This is a genomic window from Ignavibacteriales bacterium (genome assembly GCA_026390815.1).
Classification (GTDB): Bacteria; Bacteroidota; Ignavibacteria; order Ignavibacteriales; family SURF-24; genus JAPLFH01.
The window spans coordinates 60084-86667 of sequence record JAPLFH010000047.1 but is presented as its reverse complement, the minus strand read 5'-3'; the positions used below and the strand labels follow the sequence as shown (position 1 = coordinate 86667).

Here is a 26584-nt window from a genome sequence, read left to right as displayed (position 1 = left end):
CCAACTTATTTAATTCTTTTTCATCCAATTTTAATCGTGGACGACTACTTTTTCTGGACATATTTACTCCTTTTCTTTTCAGAAGTAAATATAACTCTTTTATTTCTATTTGTAAAGCTATTTGTGAAACGTTATACTAGTTTTGAATTGATGAAACCAATAATTGAAACCACAGTTAGAAATGCAGGTAAGAATGGAGTGGCAAAATCATTATCGGGTCCAATTGACCGCGGCGATATTGAAACAATTAAACAGCACATTAACGCTTTGAAAAAATTTAAAGGTAATAAATTATTGCTGCCAAATTATATTTATCAATCTTTAATGCTTTTAAATGTTGCGGAAGAAAAATATGGAAAGTTAAATCCTGAGCAAGTAAAAATAAAAAGTCTGCTAATCAAGCAGTTAAATCTTTTCTTTCATCCTTTCTAAATAAAACAGAAACATTTGTTTCCACCAATGCCAATCACCACCGGTTTGTAGACGAACATCCAACCAATGTGGAATCTCCTTTTCTTTAAGAATGCCAGATAGGCGATAGTTTTCATTTAAATTTTCATCCCACTCACCAGTACCAAGGATAATTTCCATATTTTTAATTTTATCGAGGTTCCAAGGATCATTCAAGTTGGGTAAATAGTCGGGTGGATTATTGAAATAGCAATTTTCATCATAGTAACCAAAAATAAATTGTTTTATATCGAATGAACTTCCGATGCAAACAAGAGAATTAACCAAATCAGGATGGCGGAATGCGATATTTGCCGCATGGTAACCACCAAATCCGCAACCGGCAAGCAAAACTTTTTTGTAACCGGTTTCATGCTCCGCAAAAGCAATTACATCATAAAGAATTAAATTCTCGTAACCATTATGGGTTTTAACTCTATCGGATGGATGAATAGAATGGTTGAACCAACTATCACTATCAATTCCATCTGGGCAATAAATCTTAAATACACCTGCGTCTATCAGAAGAGAGATTGAATCAATCAAACCAAAGTCTTTGTTTTGATAATATCTTCCTTTTGCCGATGGGAATAAAATTACAGGAAATCCTCCATACCCAAATACAAGCATTTCGAAATCCCTGCTTAAGTACATTGAATTCCATTTATAGTATTCTTCTTTCAATGTTAACCTTGTATTAATAGCAGTTGAATGAACACTGGAAAATTACTAGTCTTCAAATCTTGAGATTAATATAAAGATTTTTTAGTGGATTTCAATCTTCAACATATCTTCATCAACTAAACAAAAAAGGCTGCCCGATTGGACAGCCTTAATTAAAATATCAAAAATAATTTTAGAAACGTTTATCATCAACAGTCTTGTTGTAAATCCCTTGAATTTCAATCCATGCCGGTGACTCGACAATACTACTTACTGCAACAATTTTTATCTTGGAATAATGATGGTCAGCATCATATACAAAGACATAATTAGTTTCTGTATCTGTCATAGTAGTACTCCAGTTACCATCTTTGGTTGAAGAACTAACATTATCAGTCAAATTAGTGTTTGCCCCAACTTTGAAAAATGTATTACGTGTAGCAGAACTTCTAACTTCGTGCACAGAAAAAGTTGAATTGGTATAATAGAAAATATCTATTATCGCACTTGAGCTGGAAGCTGTTGCTCCGGTTGATAGTTGTAATCCACTTGGTTTGTCTGCACCTGTACCATATGTTTCCCAAAGTCTAACGGGACCAAATGAAACCGTTACAAGACTTATTGTTAATACAACATTTTTAGTTGCTTTTTGCCCGGCAATAACTGTTACAGAAACTATAGTATCTTTATAACCATCAAGTTTTAAAGTTACTTGATATGAACCGGCTGTTAAACTAACTACGCTATCCGGGGTATTCCCTTTGTTTTGATTGTTGATCCAAATTTGAGCGCCTGCAGGAATAGAAGTAACATAAATGCTACTTGGTAAAAAATTAAAGTAGATGTTTGTTATTTTATTTCTATTTACATCTACAAAACGTGAAAAATCATGTTGTCCTTGAAGTTTTAGAGTAACTTTGTAATTCCCCTCAATTAAATAATTAAGAGTATCAGGGGTTACTTTACCAGTCGTACTGTCATTTAATAATATTTCTGCTCCCAATGGATCAGAATTGACAAAGATTTTACCCAAATCCGAATTAAAATCAACATAGGCTGTTGACTTTAAACCCGCTTTTACACTTACAGATAAATTCATTTCTAGATTTTTATATTTAAATTTTACGTCATAAGAATCTGGCGATAAGTTTGTGATACTATCAGGGGTTACTTTACTAGTAAATGTGTCTTGCAAAAATATTTGAGTTCCTTGAGGTCTTGAATCAAAAAAAATAGAACCATTCGGTAAAGCTTCATGTACCTCAATAACTTTTTCTTTACAACTTATTATCAAAAAGGATAATGAAAGTATTGAAACGTAAATTATTAGTTTCATCATTCTTGAACACCAGTTGAAATGTAAGCCGTGAATCTCTTCACGGCTTATAAATTTATCTATAAATTTTAAAATCTTTTATCATCAACGGTTTGGTTATATATCCACTGAACTTCTACCCAAGCAGGAACGCCAATAGTTCCACCTCCAATAGAAGTAATTATTATTTTGGAATAATGTTTATCTTGATCATATAAAAACACGTAATTCCCAAGTAAGTCAGACATTTTATTATCCCAAGTTCCATCTTTCGCAGGTGATGCAAGTTTATCGTTCAAGTTTGTTGAATTACCCAATTTAAAGTAAGTACTGCGAGTTAAACTAGTACCATTATTAGCACTTCTCAATTCGTGAACGGTAAATGAAGAATTGGTGTAATAATACAAATCAACTTTATCTTTATTAGTACTACTTATGCCAAATGCTTCACCTGTTGATAATACTAAACCGCTTGGTTGGTTGGCGTTGGTACCTGTTGTTTCCCAAATTCTAACGGGACCAAATGAAACCGTTACAAGACTTATTGTTAATACAACATTTTTAGTTGCTTTTTGCCCGGCAATAACTGTTACAGAAACTGTAGTATCTTTATAACCATCAAGTTTTAAAGTTACTTGATATAAACCGGCTGTTAAACTAACTACGCTATCCGGAGTATTCCCCTTGTTTTGATTGTTGATCCAAATTTGAGCGCCTGTAGGAATTGAAGTAACGTAAATACTGCCAGTAGTTGGTGTTTCCGGATTGTTTGTTGTAGTATCCGTACATGAATAGAACAGAAATCCAACAAGTAAAATTATTGGAATTAATATTTGCTTTTTCATATTTAACCTTTTTTGTTAGTAATTTTATTTCTTTGTTAAACTAAAAGAATAATTCTTTTTGTCAGCATTCATAGTAAATGTACCGGTAAGCTTTTTAAAGTCCTCTGATACTTTAGCTGAGTATACACCCATATATCTACTGTGTAGCAGATCTTTCATTGAGACTTTCATCTTCTCTAGATTCAATTTACCATTTAATTCTTGGTTGATTATTTCTTTATATCTGATAGTAATCTTTCCACTAAATTCAACGCTATCCTGTTTTATTATCTCCAATGTAGTAGCCCGGCTATCAAAAACTCCGGTCCACTTTCCAACTAAATCAGGGTAAACAACTTTTGGTTCTTCAACTGGTTTTGGTTCTTCTACAACAGGTGCTACCTGCGTTGGTTTTTCCACTGGCTTCTCAGGTTCTTTTTTACACCCCAAAAAGGTAGTAAGATAAATACCAACTACTAGTACAAATAAAAACTTGAATACCTTGCTATAAATATTTTTTTGCATATGTTCCCTCTTAATAGATTTTATAATGATTGGTTGTGTAAAATATAAACTTTTTTTAGCTAACATTCTATAAAAAGTATCTCTTCAATTTGAAAGAATTAGTCAATCCTGTTAAATAGATTTGGTTGCTTAACCTTATGGCAATGTTAAAAGTTCAAAACATAAAAATTATTTTTGTTATATTTATTCCACTAAATTATGGAGGATTTTAAAATCGAAAAGCAGAACAAATCAAAGAATGATGTTCTTGATAAAATAGTTTCTCTTGCAAAACGGAAAGGATTTGTTTTCCAATCAAGCGAGATTTATGGAGGATTAAACGGTTGTTGGGATTACGGTCCTTTGGGTGTGGAATTGCTGAAAAATATTAAAGAAGAATGGTGGAAAGCAATGACATACCGTGAGGATGTGGAAGGAATTGATGCATCCATTCTTATGCACCCGCGTGTTTGGGAAGCTTCTGGGCATGTTGAAAACTTTACAGATCCGATGGTAGATTGCAAACAGTGCAAAGCCCGCTTCCGTCTTGATACTTTAGCTGAAGGAATAGCCGATAAGAAAAAAGAAAAAGTAATTAAAGAATTATCTGATGCTTTAAAAGATGATCAAAATCTTGCAGGAGAGTTAAACCACTTTTTAGTTGATGATTCACTTTCGTTGAATGAAAAATTCAATTCAATTTTAGAGGATAAAGAATTAACTACAACAATGCTTTCTAAATTAAACTGCCCACAATGTGGCAATGCTGGCACCTTTACATCTGCACGTCAATTCAATTTAATGTTTAAGACCTTCATCGGTCCGGTTGAAGAAAGTGGATCTGTTGTTTATCTTCGTCCTGAAACTGCGCAGGGAATTTTTGTGAACTTTTTGAATGTTCAGGGTTCAAGCAGGCAAAAACTTCCTTTCGGAATTGCACAAATTGGTAAAGCGTTCAGGAATGAAATTAACACAAAGAATTTCCTTTTCCGTACACGCGAGTTTGAACAAATGGAAATGCAGTTTTTTGTTAAACCTGTTGATGATAAAAAGTGGTATGATCAATGGAAAGAAACAAGAATCAGTTGGTTTAAATCACTTGGAATGAATCCTGAAAAACTTCGTTTTCACGATCATCCAAAAGATAAGCTTGCGCATTATGCAAAAGAAGCAACTGACATTGAATATCTCTTTCCTTTTGGCTGGGGTGAGATTGAGGGAATTCATAACCGGACTGATTTTGACCTGAGCAGACACCAGGAATTTTCCGGTAAATCATTAAAATATTTTGATGAAGAAGCAAAAGAAAAGTTCATCCCATTTATTATAGAAACATCTGCGGGCGCAAGCCGTTCATTTATGGCGTTTTTGGTTGATGCTTATTATGAAGAAATGGTAAATGATGAAATGCGATCAGTTTTAAAATTTCATCCACGGTTAGCACCAATAAAAACTGCAATCCTTCCATTAGTTAACAAAGATGGGATGCCGGAGATAGCACATAAAATTGAAGCCGATCTGCGTCCATTCTTAAGAGTTTTTTATGATGATAAAGGAGCGATTGGAAGAAGATACAGAAGGATGGATGAAGTAGGAACTCCGTTTGCTATTACGATTGATACGCAAACACTTGAAGATCAAACCGTAACTATCAGAGAACGAGATACTATGCTGCAGGAAAGAATTGCAATCAATTCACTCTTGAATTACTTGCTTGAAAAATTAAAATATAAATCACTTTAAAGTGGCAAGAAAAAACTTAACCGCAAAGTACGCTGAGTTAGCGCAGAGATCGCAAAGAAAAATAAACCTGGTTTTTTTACACAAATCAGGTTTTTTATTTTGGAGAAAGATTGAGAAATAAATTCACATACTTTTTTTTGATAATAGCTTTCACAAGTTCTTTTGCTCAGTCAAAACAATTCGATTCCATTGTGGATAAAGGGATTAAGGAAATTTACAACATCAATTTTGATGAAGCAGATAAAACTTTTAAAGAACTTATCGCAGATTATCCCCAACACCCTGCTGGGAAATTTTTCCTTGCAATGATAGATTGGTGGAAAATTCTTCTTGATCTTAATAACGAAAGTTATGATGACATTTTCTTTGCAAAACTTGAAGATGAAATCTTCTTATGTGATGAAATTCTAAAGAAGTATCCGGACAATGTTGATGCCCTGTTTTTCAAAGGGGGTTCAATTGGTTTTAGAGGGCGACTGCGTGCAATAAGAGAAAGCTGGATTAAGGCAGCCGATGATGGACGCGAAGCAATTCCGATTGTGCAAAGAGCATCCAAACTTGATCCAAATAATATTGATGTGCAGCTTGGTTTTGGTATTTATAATTATTACGCGGCAGTTATTCCGGAAGATTTTCCAATCATCAAACCATTGATGATCTTTTTTCCTAAAGGTGATAAAGAAAAAGGGATAAAAGAATTGACTCTTGTAGCCGAGAAAGGAAAGTATGCAAGGATTGAATCCAAATATTTTCTAATGACTCTTTATTATCATTATGAAAACGATAACCAAAAAGCTTTGGAATATGCGAACCAATTGTCGAGCGAGTTTCCGGATAATCCTCTGTTCAAACGTTATGTTGGAAGAATTTCTGTACGATTAGGCGATTACACAAAAGCCAACCAAATTTTTTCTGATGTTTATGATAAATGCGTTAAAAAATATTTTGGTTATAATGATCTTTCAAAAAGAGAAGCAACTTATTATCTTGGCTACTACAAAAAAATGGTTGGAAATACAGATTCAGCAATAGTTTTTTTTAAAGAATGCGCAGACATTTCGAAAAAAATAGACAAAGACGAGGAATCGGGATTTAGAATAAACGCAACTTTATATTTGGGAATGCTCAATGATCAAATCGGGCAACGTGATAAAGCAGTTTCATATTACAATGAATGCTTAGAAATGCGCGACTATTCGAGTTCACATGACAGTGCAAAAAGATATTTAGAAAAACCTTTTGGAAAATGAAGTTAATTGTTGAAAAAAAAATGAATTTAAGAATATAGAATATTTTTCCATCAACCATCAAACATCAATTATTTTACACTAAAAAACAGTTGTAATTCCAACTCTATTAAGTGAACCTACTGGACCAAGTGAAGAATAAGAATAATCAAAATTGTAACCGCTGATAACTGCTCCAACTCCAACATGAAAACCTGCTAAACCGGCAGTTGTACCAATCTTAAGATCTTTTCTTTTTTCATTATCAAAACCTAAACGCAAACGTAATACTTTGCTTAAATTAAACTCAGTGCCAATTGTAAATGCTTTAAATCTATCAAAAAATTTATCCTGATCGTCATTCAACCTGTTGATGCTTAAATACAACCTTACTGGTAGCCTTTCTAATCTTTTCGATACACCTACTCTTATATCAAGCGGTAAATTCTCTTTTGCATTAATATAAGAAGTTAGTTGCGATCCAATATTAAGAATTGAAAATCCAAAGTTTAATAATTGGTTAGGAATTATATATTGTAAACCAACATCAACTCCAATTGCGGTGGAATAATACTTTTCGATTCCCGAATAAATAAATTTTGCATTAGCACCATAATAGAAATTTTCATCTAACTTATTTCCATAACCCAAAACAAAAGCTACTTCACCAGCGCCAAATTCGTTTGTCTTAACTGCATCTTCTGTATAACCCTGGAAGGAGCCATAGCTGATATATTCAATCCCTGCAGAAAATCTACCAAGCCCTTCAATTTCCCTGGAGAGTGCAAGACTTGCAAGATTAATATCCAATAAGTGTTTTACAAAAGAAAATGAAACCGGCATTCCCTCTAAAGAGTTTATTCCCGCAGGATTGTAGAACATTACATTAGGATCATCCGAATTAGAAACAAAGCTTCCGGCTAATGCAGCAGCACGCGGACTCATATCCATTCTTAAAAACTCAAAAGTATTTTGGCTGAAAATTTTACCCGTAAAGAGAATTAAAATTAAGACTAAACTAATGCACCGGTATTTTTTCATTATTCTCCTCAATTTTGGTGTTCATTTTAAGTATTAAAAGGAATAAGCGCAAGGCTAAATATTATTCCGGTTCTGGAAACAAATATAAATAATTTTGTGTTAAATAAATCGAATGCGGGAATATTGACCGCTGATAATTAAATAATTATGTTTATGTGCAACAAATTATGGATTTAAGATGAACACTTTTAGAACAGTATTTTTAATGACGTTAATGATGGTGCTCCTTCTTTTTGTTGGAGAATTGCTTGGTGGAAGTTCAGGAATGATGATTGCTTTTCTAATATCTCTTGTAATGAATTTTGGCTCCTACTGGTTTTCTGATAAAATTGTTTTGATGATGTATCATGCAAAACAAGTAAATGAAAGTGAGTTTCCTAAACTTTACAGCACTGTTAGAAGGCTTAGCCAGTTTGCACAATTACCAATGCCAAAAGTTTATGTAATGGAAAATCCTGCTCCAAACGCATTTGCAACTGGCAGAAATCCAGAGCATGCTGCAGTTGCAGTTACAACTGGTATACTAAATATTTTAAGTGAAGATGAGCTATCAGGTGTGCTTGCTCATGAATTAGCTCATGTAAAGCATCGTGACATTTTGCTTGGAACAATAACAGCTACACTGGTTGGCACAATTACGTATGTAGCACATATGGCACAATGGGCAGCAATATTTGGTGGTGGAAGAGATAGAGATAACGGCAGTGGTTTAGGGGATTTAGCTTTGATTATTGTTGCTCCTATTGCAGCAATGTTAATTCAACTTTCAATTTCACGTTCAAGGGAATTTGCGGCTGACGCTGGTGGAGCTGCAATATCCGGTCAACCTTTATCACTGGCTTCTGCTTTAAACAAGCTTTCTAAAGTAAATGAACGATTACCAATGAAAAATGCCGAACCAGCAACTGCTCATATGTTTATTGTCAGTCCATTTTCCAGAAAATCTTTATTTAGGATATTTTCAACTCATCCTCCAATTGAAGAAAGAATTAAACGGTTGCAGGAAATTGCTTCTGGTTCAATGTAATTCTTAAATGAGTTTTTGTAGAAGCGGGAATAGTTCAAAATTCCTGCTTTTATTTTGTATCACACTGAATTGTTTATGTGGAATTTTATTTTATTTTTAATAATAGGTTTATAATTTAATTTTTCTTAACCGATAAACAGTAACCTTAAAATATGATTCAAAAATTGAATCAATACTTCGCAATATCAGACTTTAATTTGCATGCCAAACGGTTAACCCGCTTATCATCCCAAAATAATTTGAAAGTTATATTTTATGATAAACAATTATAAAGAACCTGCACCAATAACAGATAAAGAAAATCCATTCGAATCAATGATGGAACGGTTTGAGTTAGCCGCAAAAATCATTGGTCTGGATGATGGCTCGTATCAATATCTGAAGACACCAACTAAACAAATCATTATTTCCATCCCCACAATAATGGATAGTGGAAAGCTGAAAGTTTTTGAAGGTTATCGTGTTATTCATAATGATATTCTTGGTCCTTCAAAAGGTGGAATACGATATGCGCCGGATGTAAACCTGAATGAAATTAAAGCACTTGCAGCCTGGATGACCTGGAAATGTGCTATTGCAAATATTCCATTTGGAGGAGCAAAAGGTGGCATTATTTGCGATCCAGGTAAATTAAGCAACGGCGAGTTGGAAAGACTTACAAGAAGATTTACAGCCAGTTTGCTGGATGTATTCGGTCCAGACAAAGATATCCCTGCTCCTGATATGAACACGAATGAACAAATTATGGCGTGGATAATGGATACTTACAGCATGCACGCTAAGAGCACTTCTACTGCTGTTGTTACAGGTAAACCACTAATCCTTGGTGGCTCATTAGGGCGAAGAGAAGCCACTGGTAGAGGTGTTATGATTGTTTCTATGGCAGCTTTAAAAAAATTAAATATCGATCCCCAAAATGCCTCTGCAGTTATACAAGGATTTGGAAACGTAGGTTCTGTTTCTGCTGATCTTATGGCAGAAAAAGGAATTAAAATTATTGGAATAAGTGATATAGATGGCGGAATATTTAATCCGAGCGGGTTAGATGTTAAGAAAGTTTTAGTTCACTATAACAACAACAAAACACTTAAAGATTTTCCGGATTCTGACTCTATTGGTAATGATGAACTTCTTGAACTAAAATGTGATGTTTTAGTTCCGGCAGCTAAAGAAGATCAAATAACCAAAAACAATGCTTCTAAACTAAACTGTAAAATTATTTCCGAAGGTGCCAACGGACCAACTACTGCCAAGGCAGATCCAATCCTGCAAGATAAAGGGATTTTAGTAATCCCGGATATTTTAGCTAATGCAGGCGGAGTAACTGTTTCTTATTTTGAGTGGGTGCAGGATAGAAGTGGTTATTTCTGGTCGCTGGATAAAGTAAACCAAAGATTAGAAAGATTAATGCACGAAGCTTTTGATAACGTTTATTATCATGCGGAAAAATATCATGAATCTTTACGGATTGGGGCTTACATTCTTGCAATTGACAAAGTAGCAAAAACATTAAAAATTCGTGGAATATATGCTTGATCATTTAATTAAAAATTACACTTCAGGTAATGAAGGCAACGGAGAACTTGTCTGCCGACAGGCAAGAACGGAGAACTTGTCTGCCGACAGGCAAGAACGGAAAACTTGTCTGCTGACAAGCAAGATCGGAAACTCTTTAAAATCACACGTTCATTTATTTTTATTGTTTGCTCTGTTAATTCCAAACTTATCTATTGCGCAGGTTAAAGATAACTTATTCATTTTTTACAGTCTGATTGATTCGTCAGTAAATAGAGTTGTAAACTCACTTCCACTTGATTCAAGGGAAATCTTTATTAAAACAAATTTGCAAAACAACTACTCTGTTTTTGCCGGCAGTATCCTAACTGGTTTTAAAAATAGTGATAGAATTATTTCGCTTGAAGACGATAAACAAAAAACAAGCGTGCAATACACTATTGATAATGCAAAAGTAACCTACCCGGAAATCTTTCGGGAAAGCTTTTTAGGGAGTTTTATGGTTGTAAGAAAAATCTCCCTTAATGGAAATTATTTTATAGGAAAATCTGGCGTTTTGCAAAAATCAGAATCCTTTTCCTTTACAAGTATTGATAGTGTGGATTACGACAGTTTTGGAAATATTGAATCGCAGAATATTCCATTTACTCAAGGTGAAAAGCCAGGTGAACCATTTTTCTCTAGCCTTTGGGAACCCGTGGTTGCAATTGGGGCAGCGGCAGCAATTATTTATCTTTTCTTTTCCATAAGAAGTAAATAGAACAAATCTTATTTACTGGTGTATAAGAAATTCATTTACAAAATTGGTTGAAGTAAAGTTGAAAATTTGTGAATTGTAGAATCAGCTTTTTAAACTTCAAAAAATTTCCAATTGATAAACTATTGCCTTTGATGATGAAGTGAATTTCTTTAATTTTAACAAGAATTTTTAAGTAAACTAACTAAATAAAATATGAAAAAAATCCTGATTCCTTTTTTATTTTCTATTATACTCTGGGGCTGCTCCTCAAGTATTAACACAACAAATCTTACGGCAGATGAATATTTCAAATACGCCAAAACTCTTTTTGATGATGAGGATTACCTGCAATGCGTCCAGGAATTTCAATCAATCTTGCTGCAATTTCCAGGTAATGCCATAGCAGATGATGCACAATATTATCTGGCTGAAAGCCACTTTAAAAAAGGAGAATATATTTTAGCCGCTTATGAATATAGCCGACTGATTAAAGATATGCCGGCAAGTGAATATTTACCACAAGCTCAGTTTATGTTGGCTCAGTCTTATTTTGAATTATCACCACGTTACCAGCTTGATCAACGATATACTAAAAAAGCGATTGAGGAATTTCAGGCGTTTATTGATTTCTTTCCTACAAATGCAAAAGTAGCAGAAGCTGAAAAAATGATAAAAGACTTGAATGATAAATTAGCCGAGAAAGAATTTAATACAGCAGTAATTTATGAAAAGTTAGAGTACTGGAAAGCTTCCATTTACTATTACACTGTTGTTACAGAAACTTATCACGACTCTAAATATTGTTCCCAAGCGATGTATAATAAGATTAAATTGTTTGCAAATTTAAATGATAATATGAATGCTTTGAAAGAAATTTCCGCTTTTATTCAAAAATTTCCTACTGACTCAAAAGCTGAGGAGATAAAAAAACTTCAGGAAGCGCTAACAAAAAGTACAGTATCGAATGACACCATTAAAGGGTAAAAAAGTAAAAGATTCGATTGTAACGATGACAGAATTAGTTTTGCCTAATCACACAAATCAATTAGGTAATTTATTGGGCGGACAGTTGATGCACTGGATTGATATATGCGCCGCACTTTGTGCCGCCAAACAGAATAACAGGATTTGCGTTACGGCTTCTGTTGATAAAATAGATTTTCATCATCCAATAAAACTTGGTGATGCAGTTACCTTAGTTGGCTCGGTTAATCGTGTATTTAATACTTCGATGGAAATTGGAGTAAAAGTATTTGCAGAATGCTTTAGAAAAGGAACAAGAGTTCATACAAATACAGCTTACTTAACTTTTGTTTCGGTTGATGAAAATGGTAATCCAGTGAAAGCAATCCCGGCTATTCCATCAACAAAAGATGAAAAGAGACGATTCCAGGAAGCCATGAACCGTAGAAATCTGAGACTAAAAATTTTAAAAGGTAAAAAATAATTTTCTTCTTTACTCTTATTTGAAATAACAAATTGTTTAAATTGTTCAAAGTAAAAATTAAAAATCTAATAAAATATTTTACCTTATTTACTTTTCTATTAACATTACCCGGTTTTATCTTCCCGCAGATTCCAATAAACGGATTTTGCAAATATGAAAGTTTTAATGCCGATACAAGTTATAAGGGAATTTTTTCACTCAACTTCAATAATGATTCTTACAGCGACCTGGTTCTTTTTGGATCGGGGAATAATATTATAACTTACCATGGAGATCCAAAACTCAAATTTGCAAAACCAAAAGCATCCTCAATTCCAATAGAAATATCTGCAATAAAATCCATCAATAGAAAATTGATTGGTAATTTATTCGTTTCAATCTCTAGAAAAAACAGAAGAATTGCTTTAATGGAGTTTTCGGCTGCTGCAAATGCCCGGATTTTAAATGAAAAAAAACTGGAGTCCTACCCAGAAAATATCAGCGTGGCAGATGTAAATAAAAACGGCATAGAAGAAATTTTAGTAAGTGGTAGTTCGTTTGAGGGATTATCCCTCTTTAAATTATCTGAAAACAAATTAATTGAAAAAAAAATCGTTAATAAAGGATTATTCACTTCGGCAAATTTTGTTGATCTGAACAATGATGGTTATTTCGATATAGCAGCGGTAGATTTGCTTGCAAATTCATTAAAGTTCTATTTTAATATTGGTTCAAGCGGATTTAAGGAAATTAGAACAATTAAAATTACAGGAAAAATTTCTGCGCTTCAATCAACTGATTTTAATCTGGATGGTTACCAGGATTTAATTGTTACTACCGTAAACGAAATCCAAATATTACTTGGCGATGCATATTCATCATATAATAAAATAATTTATGTCCCAACTTCTAAACCAGCAAATAAAATTTTAACTGCTGATTTTAACGGTGATGGTTTTATTGATATTGCTTATTTGAATGTTACCAATTCCGTTGTTTCGATTTTATTTGCCAAAGACCATGAATTATTTTTTCCAGAATTAACTTATTTAAAGAAAAATTATTTAGTTGATATTATCCCTTTTTACAGCAGGTTTGTTAATGGAATTCTTGCTTACAGCAGTTTGGGAAAATTATATCTGTTAGATAGAATGAAAATAATTTCCGACAGCACTCAAATTGCTTTAGGTTCTTCAATTTATGGAATAAACTATTTTGACAGTGGTAACGACAAGATTTTTGATTTATGTTATTTTGATAAAGACAATATTACTTTGAATCTTTTAATCAGAAATTCATCAGGCATACCTGCAAAAGCATTGATTATAAAGCTACAAGAAAATTTTAAAAATCTTGTAATTGATGATGTTGACGCACTAAGAAAAACGTTTTATTGTTTTACTAAAGGAAAAAGATTTATAGAAATTTTCTCTGTTGATTTCAGATCTAATTTAGTTATTGAAGATAAAATTTATACGATTGGACCAATAAACGATTTAACGATTCAAAAAAACGATGGCGAAGAAAAAGCCAGTATATTTGTCCTGTCAAATCGGGATGGCGAACTTGGGCTTTCAATTTTAACTTATAAAGATTTCCGATACTCTTCTTCAAATTCCACTAAACTTGCTTTTAATGTTATTGATGCCAAATTAGTACTCGAAAATCCATTGGCAATTTTTTATTGGGAAAAAGGACAAAAGTCAATTACTTTTAGCAAGCTGATTATAAACAATGATTTAAAACCCGAATCCTTTGCATTTAAGTTCTCCATACCGGATATTGATTTTAAGAATATTACACTTTTAACCGGAGATATTTTTAATCGGGATAAAATTGACGCAATAAGTTTTATAACAAAAAAATCGGGCAAAGTTGGTGTATTGTCTTTTGGTAATTCAACTTACAAAATAAATTTGGATAAGCAATTCTCCGATTTGCATATTGAAGATGAGTCCAGCGTTAGACTTGGCGAAATTAGATATAATGGATTGAACAAACTTACAGCATTTAATGATAAGCAAGAATTTGTTACCAAGATAGACATCATTTACAAGAAACGGCTTCTTTTACCATCAAAGCTGGTAAGCATTAAAAATTTGGAAAGTTTTTTTATAAAGAATATGAATTTAAAAAAATATCACCTGGTTTATATTGACAATTCTGAAAATTGTATAACCATTAAAGAGCTTACGTGAAAAAAGTTTTTTTAACAATAATTATTCTTTTTATTAGTTTTGAAATTATTTTCTCACAAAGTAAAATTCAATCCAACCTGGATTCAGTCTTTTCAAAATATATAAGTCAAAGAACTAAAATTCACGAAATAAAAAGACCAATTTTAGAAAGTTCAGTAGAAGAAACTAACAAATGTGGTACAGGATTAGTTAATGAATTAAGGTTCAACTTTCATAATTTATCCGAAAACCAAAGAGCCATTTTACGCCCACTTATTGTAAGACAGAATTTACAGCAAAGTATAATATCAGCTTCCGGTTTTTTCCGAATCCATTTCGATACAATAGGTTTGAATACCCCCAAATATTTTACTAATCTATCACCTTATGAAAATGCAAAACAAATTGCTATAGCTTTTGATTCATCTTATTCTTTTGAAGTTGGATATTTACAGTATCCTCCTCCTCCTAAAGATAATGGTGAAGGCGGTGATGATTTATTTGATATTTATATTATCGAATATAATGGTTATGGTGAAACAGATTTTGAAAATGCTATTGGTAAAAGCATTTTTACTTCATATATACTAATAGATAATGATTTTTCTAATTCAGATCCTGTCGTTACTTATGGTATTAATGGAGCTCTTGTTACAGCAGCACATGAACTTCACCATGCTATTCAGGGGGGAAACTATAAATTTGATCTCCAGGATAGATATTTTCATGAAATGACCTCTACTTCAATGGAAGAATTTGTATTTGATAGTGTAAATGATTATTACCAATATCTCAGAGTATATTTTAATAATCCGCAAAGATCATTTTCACAACCGAAGGATGACGGTTACAGTTTAGCGATTTGGAATATTTATCTAAAAGAAAAGTTTGGTGACATAGGTTTTGAAATAATAAAACACCAGTGGGAGTTATATAAACAAGACCGGGCACTAACAGCAATAAATCAAAGTCTGGCAGAACATCAAACTTCATTTAAACATGAACTTAATACATTTGGAATCTGGTGCTACTTTACAAAAAAAAGAAAAATTGATGGAAAATATTTTAAGGAAGGAGCAAGTTATGGCCCTATTAGCTCTACCTATAAAATAAACTTTCCTTCATCACAGCCACCATGGACAGTAACCACTAAACCGCTTTCTAATAATTATCTTGAAATACTTTGTAACAATGGTACTTATATCGACACGATTTATTCATTGATTACAAATGGTGATTTTACATCCGGATTAAATTCACCGGGCAGCGATTTCCAATCAAAATTTTGGATTTATAACTTTAATGCCGATGGAAGTAAACATATTGCGAATAGTTATTATTCCAAATTTGAAGCAGACAATAAAGATGATTATACCGAGACAAACATATTTAATAATTTTCTAACTGATACCACATATTATTACGATGTTATCGATTTTGCATTCCCTAATCCTTTCAGTTACAGAAAATACTCCATGATAAATTTACCTGTTGAAAATAATATAGATAATATGGCAAATTATTACATTTACTCTATAGATATGAATCTTGTATATAAAAATACAGGTACGATAATGAAAATACGAGATAAATTCGTTATGCAATGGACTGGGCTTGATAATAAGAATAAAAGGCTCCCTTCCGGTGTCTATATTTATGTTACTGATTCCGTAGACAAAATCAAAAAAGGTAAATTAGTAATCTTTAATGAATAATTATTTTCTAACTGGCGAAAACATTACCAAAACATTTGGAAGACGAATCGTTTTTAAGAACGTGAATTTTTCTTATTCTACCAATGGCATATGGGGAATTGCAGGCAAAAATGGTTCAGGAAAATCTACCCTGGTTAAAATTATAGCTGGAATAATCTCCCCAACCAAAGGAAAGATTACTCATAAAGTAAACGAAAAAGAAATTGAAAGTGAAGCGATGCACGATTATATTGGATTTGTTTCTCCTTATCTTGTTTTGTATGATGAGTTCACAGCCCAGGAAAATTTGGAATATTCTGCAAAAATAAGAGGGATAAATTTTAATAAGGAAAAAGTTGATTCATTGCTTAATGAATTTCTGCTTTATGACAGGCGGAATGATTTATTAAAAGGTTATTCATCTGGAATGAAACAACGCATCAAATTTATTTTTGCACTTATGCACTCACCACCATTATTAGTGCTGGATGAGCCGACATCGAACCTGGATATACCAGGAAAAGAATCTGTGTATAAAATAATTAAAGCTGAATCCGAAACTTCAATTGTTATTATTGCATCAAATGAGGAAAGCGATTTGGCACTTTGCAATGATAAAATTCAATTAGAAGATTATAAATAATTGTTTCATTGTTAAATTGCTAAATTGTTATTGATAAACACTTAGCAACATTATTGTGTTACACAATTTCAAATGAAGCTAACAAGTTAATATGAAAGCATACGCACTTTTTAAAAAAGATTTTCATTCGGAAGTTAGAACACGCTACGCAATTAATGCTTTGGCAATGTTCATATTGGTTACCATAAGCGTTATTCTTTTTTCAATAGGAACTGAAAAAATATCCGAATATCTTACCGGCGGATTGCTTTGGGTGGTAATTTTCTTTTCTGCAATGTCTGGTCTTTCCCGTGCTTTTGTTTCAGAGGAAGAAAGAGGAACAACGTTAACTCTCCAGCTAATTGCATCACCAAATACAGTTTATTCCGGTAAACTGCTTTTCAATCTAATTCTTGTTTTTGCAATGAACATCGTGATTGCCATTTTGTACTCGCTTCTATTCGAGGCATTTATAATAAAAAATCTAACTTTATTTTTATTTGCTTTTGTACTCGGTAATTTTGGGATAGCGGCTGCATCAACAATTATTGCAGCAATTATAGCAAAAGCTGGTTCCAAGGGAACTTTATACCCGGTTTTATCATTTCCAATTCTATTACCATTAATTTTAATTCTTCTTGAGCTAACAAAATTTTCAATGGATGGTAATTCAGTAGGCGATTCAATGGTAGAGCTGGCAGTGTTATTTTGTTATGATGTTGTAATTCTCACTGCTTCATTTTTACTATTCGATTTTATTTGGAAAGATTAGTATCTTATAATCAAATTAACATTAGAAAAACAATATGATCTGGAAAATAATCTTATTTGTATTGATGGTGTTTGTTGCAATAGCTGGAATATCTTTCCCGATTGTTGAACATCCAACAGCATGGTATCAATTCCCTATCATCCCGGGTTTAGAGGAAAAGGCAAAAATAATTTTCTTTCACGTTCCTACAGCCTGGCTTACGGTGGTAGCATTTTTTGTTTCACTCATTTATGGAATCCGTTATTTAAAAAATAGAAATATGGATGACGATGCCAAAGCTTATGCGGCAGCACAAATTGGAATTATATTTTGCATCCTTGCTACAGTTACCGGTTCAATTTGGGCAAAATTTAACTGGGGCACATTCTGGAATTGGGATCCTCGCGAAACAAGCATTTTCATTTTACTTTTAATATATGGCGCTTTTTTCGCTCTGCGGTCTGCAATCGAGCAGGAAGATAAGAAAGCTACTTTGTCATCAGTTTATTTAATTATTTCTTTTTTAACAGTGCCATTTTTCATTTTTATTATGCCAAGGATAATGATTGGATTGCATCCCGGTTCTTTAGAAATTGATGCAGCCACAGGTAAAATTGTTAAAAGCGCAAGTCCAGTTGTGGATTTTAAGATGAATGCGAATATGCGTCTGGTTTTTTTTACATCACTTTTTGCTTTCACAATTTTGTTTTTCTGGATGTGGGTACTTAACTACAAATCGATCATCTTTAAAGATAAACTTGAACAAAAAGCGGTAGGATGAGAAAAGATGGAAGATGTATGATGGAAGATGGAAATAAACAATAGAAATTTTGAACACGAGTCAACAATTTCTAATCTCCAGTTATAAAAATATTATTCAATTATAAATTATCAATTATAAATTAACAACGGTGTTACCTTGGAAGGATTAGTTAGCTTTTTAGAAAAAAATTCAATCTACATTGTCCTTTTTATTGTCCTTGTAGTTTGGACAGGAATATTCATATTTTTACTCAGTCTTGATAAGCGAATTAAGCATGTTGAGAAGGAAATTAAAGGAGAAAAACAGTAATGAAAAATAAATATATCTTCGGGGGAATAATTATAGTTGTCTTTCTTTCACTTATGGTGTATTTGTTTACCCAAACTAATATTGAATACGAAAGCAATTTCAGTGTAGTTCAAGCTAAAGGAAAAACATTCAAAGCTACCGGAAGCTGGGTTCGTGAAAGAAATTATGAACTCGATCATGCAAAGAAAACTTTCACCTTCTATATGAAAGATGCCCAGGGAAAGGAAATGAAAGTTATTTACAATGGCTCTATTCCTAATAATTTTGAAACAGCTACAAGCGTGGTTGTTACCGGTAAATATAAAGATGGTTGTTTCCACGCAACAGATGTTTTAACTAAATGTCCATCCAAATACGAGGGGAAGCCCCAAATTAAAACCAGCAGCTTATAGCGAAAGGAGCTTTTATGGTTGGAAGTATTTTACTTACTCTGGCATTAATTGCTAGTGTATTATCTTCTGTTATGTATTTTCTTAATTACCGTGGGTATAATAACACACTAAATATTGCCAGAATCAGTTATCATGCAATGGCAATTTTTGTAATTGTTGCGGCAACTCTTTTACTACATGCAGTTTTAACTCACCAGTACCAATATAAATATGTTTATGATTATAGCGGAAGCGGTCTTCCACTTGGATTGCTGATTTCTACTTTCTATGCTGGGCAGGAAGGAAGTTTTTTTCTTTGGACTTTATTTACCGTAATTGTTGGCGTTGTACTTCAACAATACTCTTCTAAACGCAGCGATTTAGAACCAAGATTGATGGCAGTCTTTACTCTGTCAGCAGCATTCCTTTTAACTATGATTTCTCCATTGTTAAAAAATCCATTTGCTTACATTTGGATGGAAGAAAGTTTTATCAGCACAAAAAATATAAGCCCATCAATTTTAAGTTTACCATTCATACAAAGTTTTTTGTTTACAGATAACACGAATGGACAGGCTTTTGTTAAAATGGGACCACAACTGCATGCTATTTTAGTTAACAGCGGAATCGCAATAAAAGATTTTATAATCCAGGGGAAAGGATTAAATCCTTTATTACAGAATTTCTGGATGCAAATTCATCCACCGATGTTATTTACTGGTTTTTCAATGTCAACAGTTCCCTTTGCTTTTGCAATTGCAGCATTAATGAAAAACGATTATAAGGAATGGGTTAAGCAAGCAATGCCGTGGGTGCTCTCTGGAACAATGATCCTTGGATTTGCAATAATGCTTGGTGGTTATTGGGCGTATGGAGTTTTAGGTTGGGGTGGTTACTGGGGCTGGGATCCTGTGGAAAACTCAAGTCTGGTTCCCTGGCTTGTTGGTGTTGCATCTGTTCATACTTTGCTGGTTCAGAAAAAAAGTTTAAGCAAAACTGGTAATGACGGAATTGGTGAATTCGCTAAAACTAATTTGCTGCTTTGTATTTTAACTTATGTTCTCGTTCTTTACAGCACATTCCTTACAAGAAGCGGAATTCTTGGTGATGCTTCTGTTCATTCATTTACAGATCCTGGTTACACAGTTTATTTATTTCTCATAATTTTCATCAGCACATTTACCTTAATTGGAATTGCAATGATGATTTACCGATGGAAATTTTTAAGCAAGCAAACTGAGCAATATAAAAATCTTCTTAACCGCGAACTTGCTTTGTTTACCGGTGCCGTAACCATAATGGCTTCAGCATTAATTGTTTTGGTTGGTACCTCGGCTCCAATCTTTGGAAGTGCAGTAGAAACAAAATTTTATAATGAACTTAATCTGCCTATTGCAATTATTATTGGAATTCTAAATGGCTTCAGTCTTCTTTTAAAATGGAAATTTACTGATGGAAAAGATATACTTAAGAAATCAGTTTTTTCTGTATCGGCTGCTGTTATTCTTACACTTCTAATTATTATTATTGGCGGCATTAACGGCGTTATGATGTTCATCTTAACGCTTACAACATCATTCGCTCTTTTTGTAAATCTGGAAATTGCATATAAAATTGTCCGTGGTAATATCAGAATGATTGGACCTTATGTTGCGCACATTGGAATTGCTGTTTTTTTGCTTGGAATTGTTGGAACTGCACACTTTTCTGAAAAGGTTGCAGTTAAGTTACCAAAAGGTCAGCCGCAGGAAGCTTTTGGTTACACTCTTACATTCAATGGATATGAGCCTTTTGATGAAGGACAAAAATATAAATTCAATATTGAAGTTAAAAAAGGGAACTCTTCATCTGTTGTTTCGCCGGTTATGTTTGTAAGCGCATTTAACAACAGTCTTATGCGCGAGCCTGATATACTAAAAAAATTAACAAAGGATTTGTATATCGAACCAACAAGTTTTGAAGACGGGACTGAATCCAAGGGCAGCCCGATTACTTTAGAAAAAGGTGGTTCAACAACATTTGAAGGAAGTAAAATTTCCTTTGAAAGTTTTGATTTTCCGAAAGAAGCTATGAGCACAATGATGGCTGGCGGCGATTTTCAAATAGGTGCAAAATTGAAGGTTGAGTTCAATAACCAATCTAAAGATATTGAAGTATTTATGAAAAGCACTAAGGGTCAAAGAGAATTCATTCCTATAGAAATTGCAGAAGCTAATTTGAAAGTTGATATGACAAACTTAGAAGCGGGCGGTAAAGTTAGTCTTATTTTATCCAAGTTAAATGGTGAACAAACAAACGTAACACCAAATGAAACTTTAATGGTTGAAGCAAGCGTAAAACCTTTTATAAACTTGGTTTGGCTTGGAGTTATTTTTACTGCCATGGGATTTTTTATTTCTGCGATTAGAAGAGCAAAAGAATCAAATCAATAATGATCATTTTCTATAAAAAGCGGAGTAGATTTACTCCGCTTTCATTTCCAGCTCATAAATTGTTTTTATTTTAGTTTTTATTACCACAATAACCGAATAATTATTATTTTTCACAGCGGTTTACATTAACAGTAGATCATTCTTGTATTTACAATTATTTGGAGTTATGCAATGTTCAAATTTAACCTCAAACTTCTTTTTCTTTTATCTTCAATTTTCTGCTTCCAGTATAATATTTTTGCTCAGGATAGTACTATTGTTGGTCCTGGTGTAATCTATTATCACGATCAGATTATTGAAGGTGGACCATGGAATTTTGATATTTTAAAAATTGATTTAAAAAATCCCTTTTTAAAACTTGAATCTGTTAAAGCCAAGGATAATCTTTTTTCTTTTGAAACAATGTCCTCTGCATCTAAAAGATATGACAAAGAAGGACATAAAATTGTTGGAGCAATTAACGGAGATTTTTACAATACCGCTACCGGAGAACCAACAAACATCCAAATAATTGATGGGCAGTTGATTTATAAACCTATAAACCGCGTGGCATTTGCAATGGATGAATTCAAACATCCTTTGCTGGAAACATTTAACTATAGCGCTTCCCTATTAGTCACTAAAGATTCTTCTGTAAGCATTGCTAACTTAAATCAACTTTTTGAATCCGGCAAAGCAACCCTGTATAATTCTTTTTTCGGAAGTTCAACACATTCACCAAAAGGCACAAATGAAATAACAATTCAGCCAATAAATGGTTGGGTTGTTAATGATACAATGGAATGTATTGTAACCAAGGCAGATACAAATGGTAATTCGTCAATTCAAAAAACATATTCGGTTATTTCCGGAAGCGGACAAGCTGGTAAATATTTAGCCAAAGCAAATGTCGGCGACACGCTAAAATTAATCATTCTAATTAAACCTGCTCTATATAAACTTATGCAAGCTGTTGGTGGAAATGTAAAATTAGTTACTAATGGTATTCCAAACAGTGAAAATGGAGACAGGCATCCCAGAACAGCAGTTGGCTTTTCTAAAGATTCTCTTACAATTTATTTTATTACTGTTGATGGACGACAGCCCGGTTGGTCAGTTGGAATGTCTTACTATGAACTTGGGAAATATATGAAAGATAAATGGAATGTTTACCAGGGAATAAATTTGGATGGCGGAGGTTCTACAACAATGGTGGTTCGAGGTGCACTCAAAAATAAACCATCAGATGGAGGTGGTGAAAGAACGGTTGCTAATGGAGTTTTTATTGTTAGCACAGCACCAACCGGTCCCCTTGCACATGTTGTAATATCTCCAAAAAAAGTTTTTGTTATAAAAGGGGGAAACATAAAATTTTCTGCTTCAGCATACGATGAATATTATAATCCATTAAGTACATCAGGTAGTTCAATTACCTGGAGTTGCGATCATCAACTTGGTTCAATTGATGCTACGGGAAATTTATCCACAACGGATTCCTCCGCTAATGGCTATGTTTTTGTCCAACTTAATTCAATTAAAGATTCAGTATTAGTTCATATCTCATCTATAACAAAAATTATTTTAACGCCAGATCCGGTTGTTCTTCAAATCGGACAGGTTCAGGAAATGCTCCCAAGTGCGTTCGATTCATATGGCAACAGTGTGCAAATTTCAAAAGCAAATTATGAATGGACATTAACTGGAGATATAGGAACAATTACAAACAGCGGGATTTTTACTGCAGAAAAAACAGGCGAAGGAAAAATTATTGCGAAATACGAGGAAGCTGCTGATACTGTAGATGTAAAGATTGGTGTTGAACAATATTTTATTCTAGATGACTTTTCGGGCGCAAGAACTTATACAATTTCCGGGACCAAAATAAATTTAAGCGAATGTTCATTTAGTTTTGATAACAGCAAATATGTTTCTGTTCCAATGAGCGGTAAATTAGAATATTCCCTGGCAACCGGCGGAACAACTAATTTAAACCTGGGCTGTGATATTCCAATCTCCGGAACCCCGGAAGCAATTGGTATTAATGTTTATGGTGATGGAAAAGGTCATTGGCTTAGATGTGAACTAAAGGATAAGAATAATAATAAATTCTTGTTGGATTTAACTTCTGCAACGCCCGGAATTGATTGGACTGATAGATGGGAATATTTGGAAGTACCACTTGATAAGGCGATTCCAAGCTGGGCTAACCCAAGTGCAACTTTAACTTTCCCAATTTCGGTTCTCCGCATCTATCTTGCAGAAACCAGCGATCTTAAGAAAGATAAAGGAACTCTCTTTTTTGATGATTTGAAAGTTCATTTTATTTCAACTGATGTTAAAGGTGATAAAGACAACTTGCTTCCTGAAAAATTCGGACTGAAACAGAATTACCCAAATCCTTTTAACCCGAATACAATAATTGAATACTCCGTTCCACAATATGCTGAAGTGGAGCTTGCCGTTTATGATATTCTTGGTAAGAAGGTTGAATCTCTTATTAAGAAAGAACATTCACCTGGAATTTATAAAATTGAATGGGATGCATCCAAGCATTCATCCGGAGTTTACCTGTACAAATTAATTGCAGGTGATTTATCATTCTCTAAAAAAATGCAATTAGTAAAATGAATATCTGATGTGAATCCATCTTTGGATAAATAAAAATTAATAATTTCCCCCTCCAATAAGGAGGAGGAAATTATTTTCTTACAACTCTATCTTTGTTCCAAGTACTTCTAAGAATTTGGCAATCCAGTCCGGATGCGCTGGCCAGGCTGGTGCGGTTACAAGATTACCATCCACAAATGCTTTATCAACTGGAATGTTTTGAAATTTCCCACCAGCTTCAGTAACTTCTGGTCCAACTGCCGGATAAGCTGAGCAGCTTTTACCAGATAATACTCCCGCTGCAGCAAGAATTTGAGGACCATGACAAATTGCCGCAATCGGTTTTTTAGCGTTTGCAAAATGCTTTACTATATCTAACACTTTGGTATTCAATCGAAGATACTCTGGTGCGCGTCCACCAGGAATTACCAATGCATCATAATCTTCTGCTTTAACTGATTCAAAGGTTGCGTTTAAAACAAAATTGTGCCCCGGTTTTTCACTGTATGTCTGGTCTCCTTCAAAATCGTGAATTGCAGTTCTAACTTTGTCACCAGCTTTTTTATCCGGACAAACAGCATCTACTTTGTGCCCAACCATAAGTAACATTTGAAAAGGAACCATAACTTCGTAGTCCTCTACAAAGTCGCCAACCAACATTAAGATTTTCTTTGCGCCCATAATGAACTCCTTTTTTGTTTGTAATTCAATAATTTATACCAAAGAAATTATAACTTGTTGCAATCTTGGTTACTAATCTGCTTAGAAAATTAAAAAGATTTTAATCAAACGCAAGGTATGGTGTTAACTAAATTTTTTCTTCTTCCGACTTTTTACTTTCAACTTTTTACCTTTTAATCTACTCACTTTACCATCTCAAACTTTGCTGTAAAGTGCCGGAGCATCGGAGCTTCATAAATAATTTTGTAGCCTTTTAGTCTTGCTCTTTTCTTGTAAACATCAATTACAACTTCCGAAACATAATCAATATGACTCTGAGTATAAACGCGGCGAGGAATTGCTAACCGCACCAATTCCATTGCTGGAGGAATTAACTTTCCGTTTTGATCATACTTACCAAACATTACGCTTCCAATTTCAACTGAACGAATTCCTCCTTCAATATAAAGCTCGCTAACAATTGCCTGACCGGGAAATTTTTCGGGTGGTACATTAGGTAAAAATCTTTTTGCATCAATATAAATTGCATGTCCGCCCGGTGGTTCGATGATAGGCACACCAGCATTCACTAATTTATCACCAAGATATTCTACACTACGAACCCGGTATTGAAGATAGTTCTCATCGAGCACTTCCTCCAAACCCTGAGCTATAGCTTCCAGATCTCTCCCCGCTAATCCACCATATGTTGGAAAGCCTTCGGTTACAATTAAAAGATTTCTGCAGCTCATTGCAAGAGAATCATCATTCATTGCAAGGAAACCGCCTATATTTGCCAATCCATCTTTCTTTGCGCTCATTGTTACGCCATCAGCATAAGAAAAAATTTCCTGGGCAATTTCTAAAATTGATTTATCCTTATAACCAGTTTCCCTCTTTTTTATAAAGTAAGCATTCTCAGCAAACCTGCAGGCATCTATAAAAAGCGGAATACCATATTTATTACAAACATCTTTTACTTCTTTTATATTTTGAATGGAGACTGGCTGCCCGCCACCGGAATTGTTTGTAATTGTAATCATACAAAGAGGAATGTTATCTCTTCCCTTTTCAACAATAAATTTTTCAAGTGCAACAGTATCCATGTTTCCCTTAAAATCAGCCCGTATTTCCGGATGTTTGCCAACTTCAACAATAAAATCATCTGCTTCTGCTCCGGTGAATTCTATATTCGCTCTCGTAGTATCAAAGTGTGTATTGTTTGGAAAGTATTTACCCGGTTTTCCAACAATAGAAAACAATATTTTTTCAGCTGCTCTTCCCTGGTGTGTTGGAATTACAAATTTCATCCCTGTAATTTTTTTTACCATTGCTTCAAAGCGGTAAAAACTTTTTGAACCAGCATATGCTTCATCGCCCTCCATAATCCCGCTCCACTGCTTCGCACTCATAGCAGAAGTGCCACTGTCTGTTAGCAAATCAATCAAAACATCATCGGCGTGAATAAGGAATGGATTATAGCCAGCTTCTTTTATAATTACTTCTCGTTCTGCTTTGGTCGTAAATCTAATTGGTTCAACCGATTTAATTTTGAACGGCTCAATTATTGTCTTCATATCTTTCCTAAATTGTTTACAAGAAAATTACTCGTTTACATTTTGATTGGCAAGCTGGGTCTATTTGACAAAAAAATATTATTAATTTTAATTCCCAAAGATGAAATAAATTCTTATTTTGCTTCACGAGTAATTCATCTTCATAAAAAAAATCTTTTTAATAACATAA

The 26584-nt window shown here is 33.6% G+C and carries 24 protein-coding genes; 17 read left to right on the top strand and 7 right to left on the bottom strand.

The window, feature by feature from the left end:
• On the top strand, positions 1-432 hold a 432-nt coding region (locus NTX22_15115), incomplete at its 5' end, for a DUF2520 domain-containing protein (protein MCX6151853.1).
• Here NTX22_15115 and NTX22_15110 read toward each other — a convergent pair.
• The 4 genes from NTX22_15110 to NTX22_15095 form a co-directional block, all read right to left on the bottom strand.
• The gene (locus tag NTX22_15110) at positions 406-1080 is read right to left on the bottom strand and encodes an esterase (GenBank protein ID MCX6151852.1); all 675 of its coding nucleotides are present in this window, start codon (positions 1078-1080) and stop codon (positions 406-408) included. The two genes, NTX22_15115 and NTX22_15110, sit on opposite strands and share 27 nt — an antisense overlap.
• 226 nt (positions 1081-1306) lie before the next feature.
• The gene (locus NTX22_15105; GenBank protein ID MCX6151851.1) at positions 1307-2452 is read right to left on the bottom strand and encodes a PEGA domain-containing protein; all 1146 of its coding nucleotides are present in this window, start codon (positions 2450-2452) and stop codon (positions 1307-1309) included.
• Between the two features lie 65 nt (positions 2453-2517).
• Positions 2518-3273 carry a PEGA domain-containing protein gene (locus NTX22_15100; GenBank protein MCX6151850.1) on the bottom strand — a complete coding sequence of 252 codons (756 nt, stop codon included), beginning with the start codon at positions 3271-3273 and terminating at the stop codon, positions 2518-2520.
• A gap of 24 nt (positions 3274-3297) precedes the next feature.
• Positions 3298-3777, bottom strand: coding sequence for a hypothetical protein (locus NTX22_15095; protein MCX6151849.1), 480 nt, complete (start codon positions 3775-3777; stop codon positions 3298-3300).
• Positions 3778-3975: 198 nt separating this feature from the next.
• On the opposite strand from NTX22_15095, the gene NTX22_15090 reads away from it, so the two are divergent.
• On the top strand, positions 3976-5499 hold the full coding sequence (locus NTX22_15090; GenBank protein MCX6151848.1) for a glycine--tRNA ligase: 1524 nt from the start codon (positions 3976-3978) through the stop codon (positions 5497-5499).
• Between the two features lie 110 nt (positions 5500-5609).
• Entirely contained in the window at positions 5610-6749 is a 1140-nt protein-coding gene (locus NTX22_15085; protein MCX6151847.1) for a hypothetical protein, read from the top strand.
• Between the two features lie 78 nt (positions 6750-6827).
• On the opposite strand, the gene porQ is transcribed toward NTX22_15085, so the two are convergent.
• Positions 6828-7766 (bottom strand): type IX secretion system protein PorQ, encoded by a 939-nt coding sequence (porQ, locus tag NTX22_15080; GenBank protein MCX6151846.1) that lies wholly within the window; start codon positions 7764-7766, stop codon positions 6828-6830.
• Positions 7767-7944: 178 nt separating this feature from the next.
• Between porQ and htpX the strand changes: the two genes are divergently transcribed.
• The 14 genes from htpX (at position 7945) to NTX22_15010 (ending at position 24199) form a co-directional block, all read left to right on the top strand.
• Positions 7945-8793 (top strand): zinc metalloprotease HtpX, encoded by an 849-nt coding sequence (gene htpX, locus NTX22_15075; protein ID MCX6151845.1) that lies wholly within the window; start codon positions 7945-7947, stop codon positions 8791-8793.
• A gap of 255 nt (positions 8794-9048) precedes the next feature.
• Entirely contained in the window at positions 9049-10329 is a 1281-nt protein-coding gene (locus NTX22_15070; protein MCX6151844.1) for a Glu/Leu/Phe/Val dehydrogenase, read from the top strand.
• Positions 10322-11068, top strand: coding sequence for a hypothetical protein (locus NTX22_15065; protein ID MCX6151843.1), 747 nt, complete (start codon positions 10322-10324; stop codon positions 11066-11068). Before NTX22_15070 ends, NTX22_15065 begins: the two co-directional genes overlap by 8 nt.
• 192 nt (positions 11069-11260) lie before the next feature.
• Complete coding sequence (gene bamD, locus NTX22_15060) at positions 11261-12031, top strand: outer membrane protein assembly factor BamD (protein ID MCX6151842.1); 771 nt, start codon at positions 11261-11263, stop codon at positions 12029-12031.
• The gene (locus tag NTX22_15055) at positions 12012-12494 is read left to right on the top strand and encodes an acyl-CoA thioesterase (protein MCX6151841.1); all 483 of its coding nucleotides are present in this window, start codon (positions 12012-12014) and stop codon (positions 12492-12494) included. The genes bamD and NTX22_15055 overlap by 20 nt, the downstream gene beginning before the upstream one ends.
• Positions 12495-12526: 32 nt before the next feature.
• A complete protein-coding gene (locus NTX22_15050; protein MCX6151840.1) occupies positions 12527-14671 on the top strand; it encodes a VCBS repeat-containing protein in 2145 nt (714 codons plus the stop codon).
• Positions 14668-16365 carry a hypothetical protein gene (locus NTX22_15045; GenBank protein ID MCX6151839.1) on the top strand — a complete coding sequence of 566 codons (1698 nt, stop codon included), beginning with the start codon at positions 14668-14670 and terminating at the stop codon, positions 16363-16365. The genes NTX22_15050 and NTX22_15045 overlap by 4 nt, the downstream gene beginning before the upstream one ends.
• Entirely contained in the window at positions 16358-16987 is a 630-nt protein-coding gene (locus tag NTX22_15040) for an ABC transporter ATP-binding protein (GenBank protein MCX6151838.1), read from the top strand. Before NTX22_15045 ends, NTX22_15040 begins: the two co-directional genes overlap by 8 nt.
• 91 nt (positions 16988-17078) lie before the next feature.
• A complete protein-coding gene (locus NTX22_15035) occupies positions 17079-17738 on the top strand; it encodes a heme exporter protein CcmB (GenBank protein ID MCX6151837.1) in 660 nt (219 codons plus the stop codon).
• Between the two features lie 34 nt (positions 17739-17772).
• Positions 17773-18498 carry a cytochrome c biogenesis protein CcsA gene (ccsA, locus tag NTX22_15030; protein MCX6151836.1) on the top strand — a complete coding sequence of 242 codons (726 nt, stop codon included), beginning with the start codon at positions 17773-17775 and terminating at the stop codon, positions 18496-18498.
• Between the two features lie 138 nt (positions 18499-18636).
• Complete coding sequence (locus NTX22_15025) at positions 18637-18789, top strand: CcmD family protein (GenBank protein MCX6151835.1); 153 nt, start codon at positions 18637-18639, stop codon at positions 18787-18789.
• Positions 18789-19181, top strand: a complete 393-nt coding sequence (locus tag NTX22_15020) for a cytochrome c maturation protein CcmE (GenBank protein ID MCX6151834.1) — start codon at positions 18789-18791, stop codon at positions 19179-19181. The genes NTX22_15025 and NTX22_15020 overlap by 1 nt, the downstream gene beginning before the upstream one ends.
• A 14-nt stretch (positions 19182-19195) precedes the next feature.
• A complete protein-coding gene (ccsA, locus tag NTX22_15015; GenBank protein MCX6151833.1) occupies positions 19196-21592 on the top strand; it encodes a cytochrome c biogenesis protein CcsA in 2397 nt (798 codons plus the stop codon).
• Positions 21593-21763: 171 nt separating this feature from the next.
• Positions 21764-24199, top strand: a complete 2436-nt coding sequence (locus NTX22_15010) for a phosphodiester glycosidase family protein (protein MCX6151832.1) — start codon at positions 21764-21766, stop codon at positions 24197-24199.
• Between the two features lie 78 nt (positions 24200-24277).
• Here the strand turns inward: NTX22_15010 and NTX22_15005 are convergent, their stop codons facing one another.
• Together NTX22_15005 and NTX22_15000 are read right to left on the bottom strand one after the other, a co-directional pair.
• Positions 24278-24859: a DJ-1/PfpI family protein gene (locus NTX22_15005; GenBank protein MCX6151831.1), complete on the bottom strand. Its 582-nt coding sequence runs from the start codon at positions 24857-24859 to the stop codon at positions 24278-24280.
• Between the two features lie 182 nt (positions 24860-25041).
• A complete protein-coding gene (locus tag NTX22_15000; protein ID MCX6151830.1) occupies positions 25042-26415 on the bottom strand; it encodes a tryptophanase in 1374 nt (457 codons plus the stop codon).
• Positions 26416-26584: the final 169 nt, after the last annotated feature.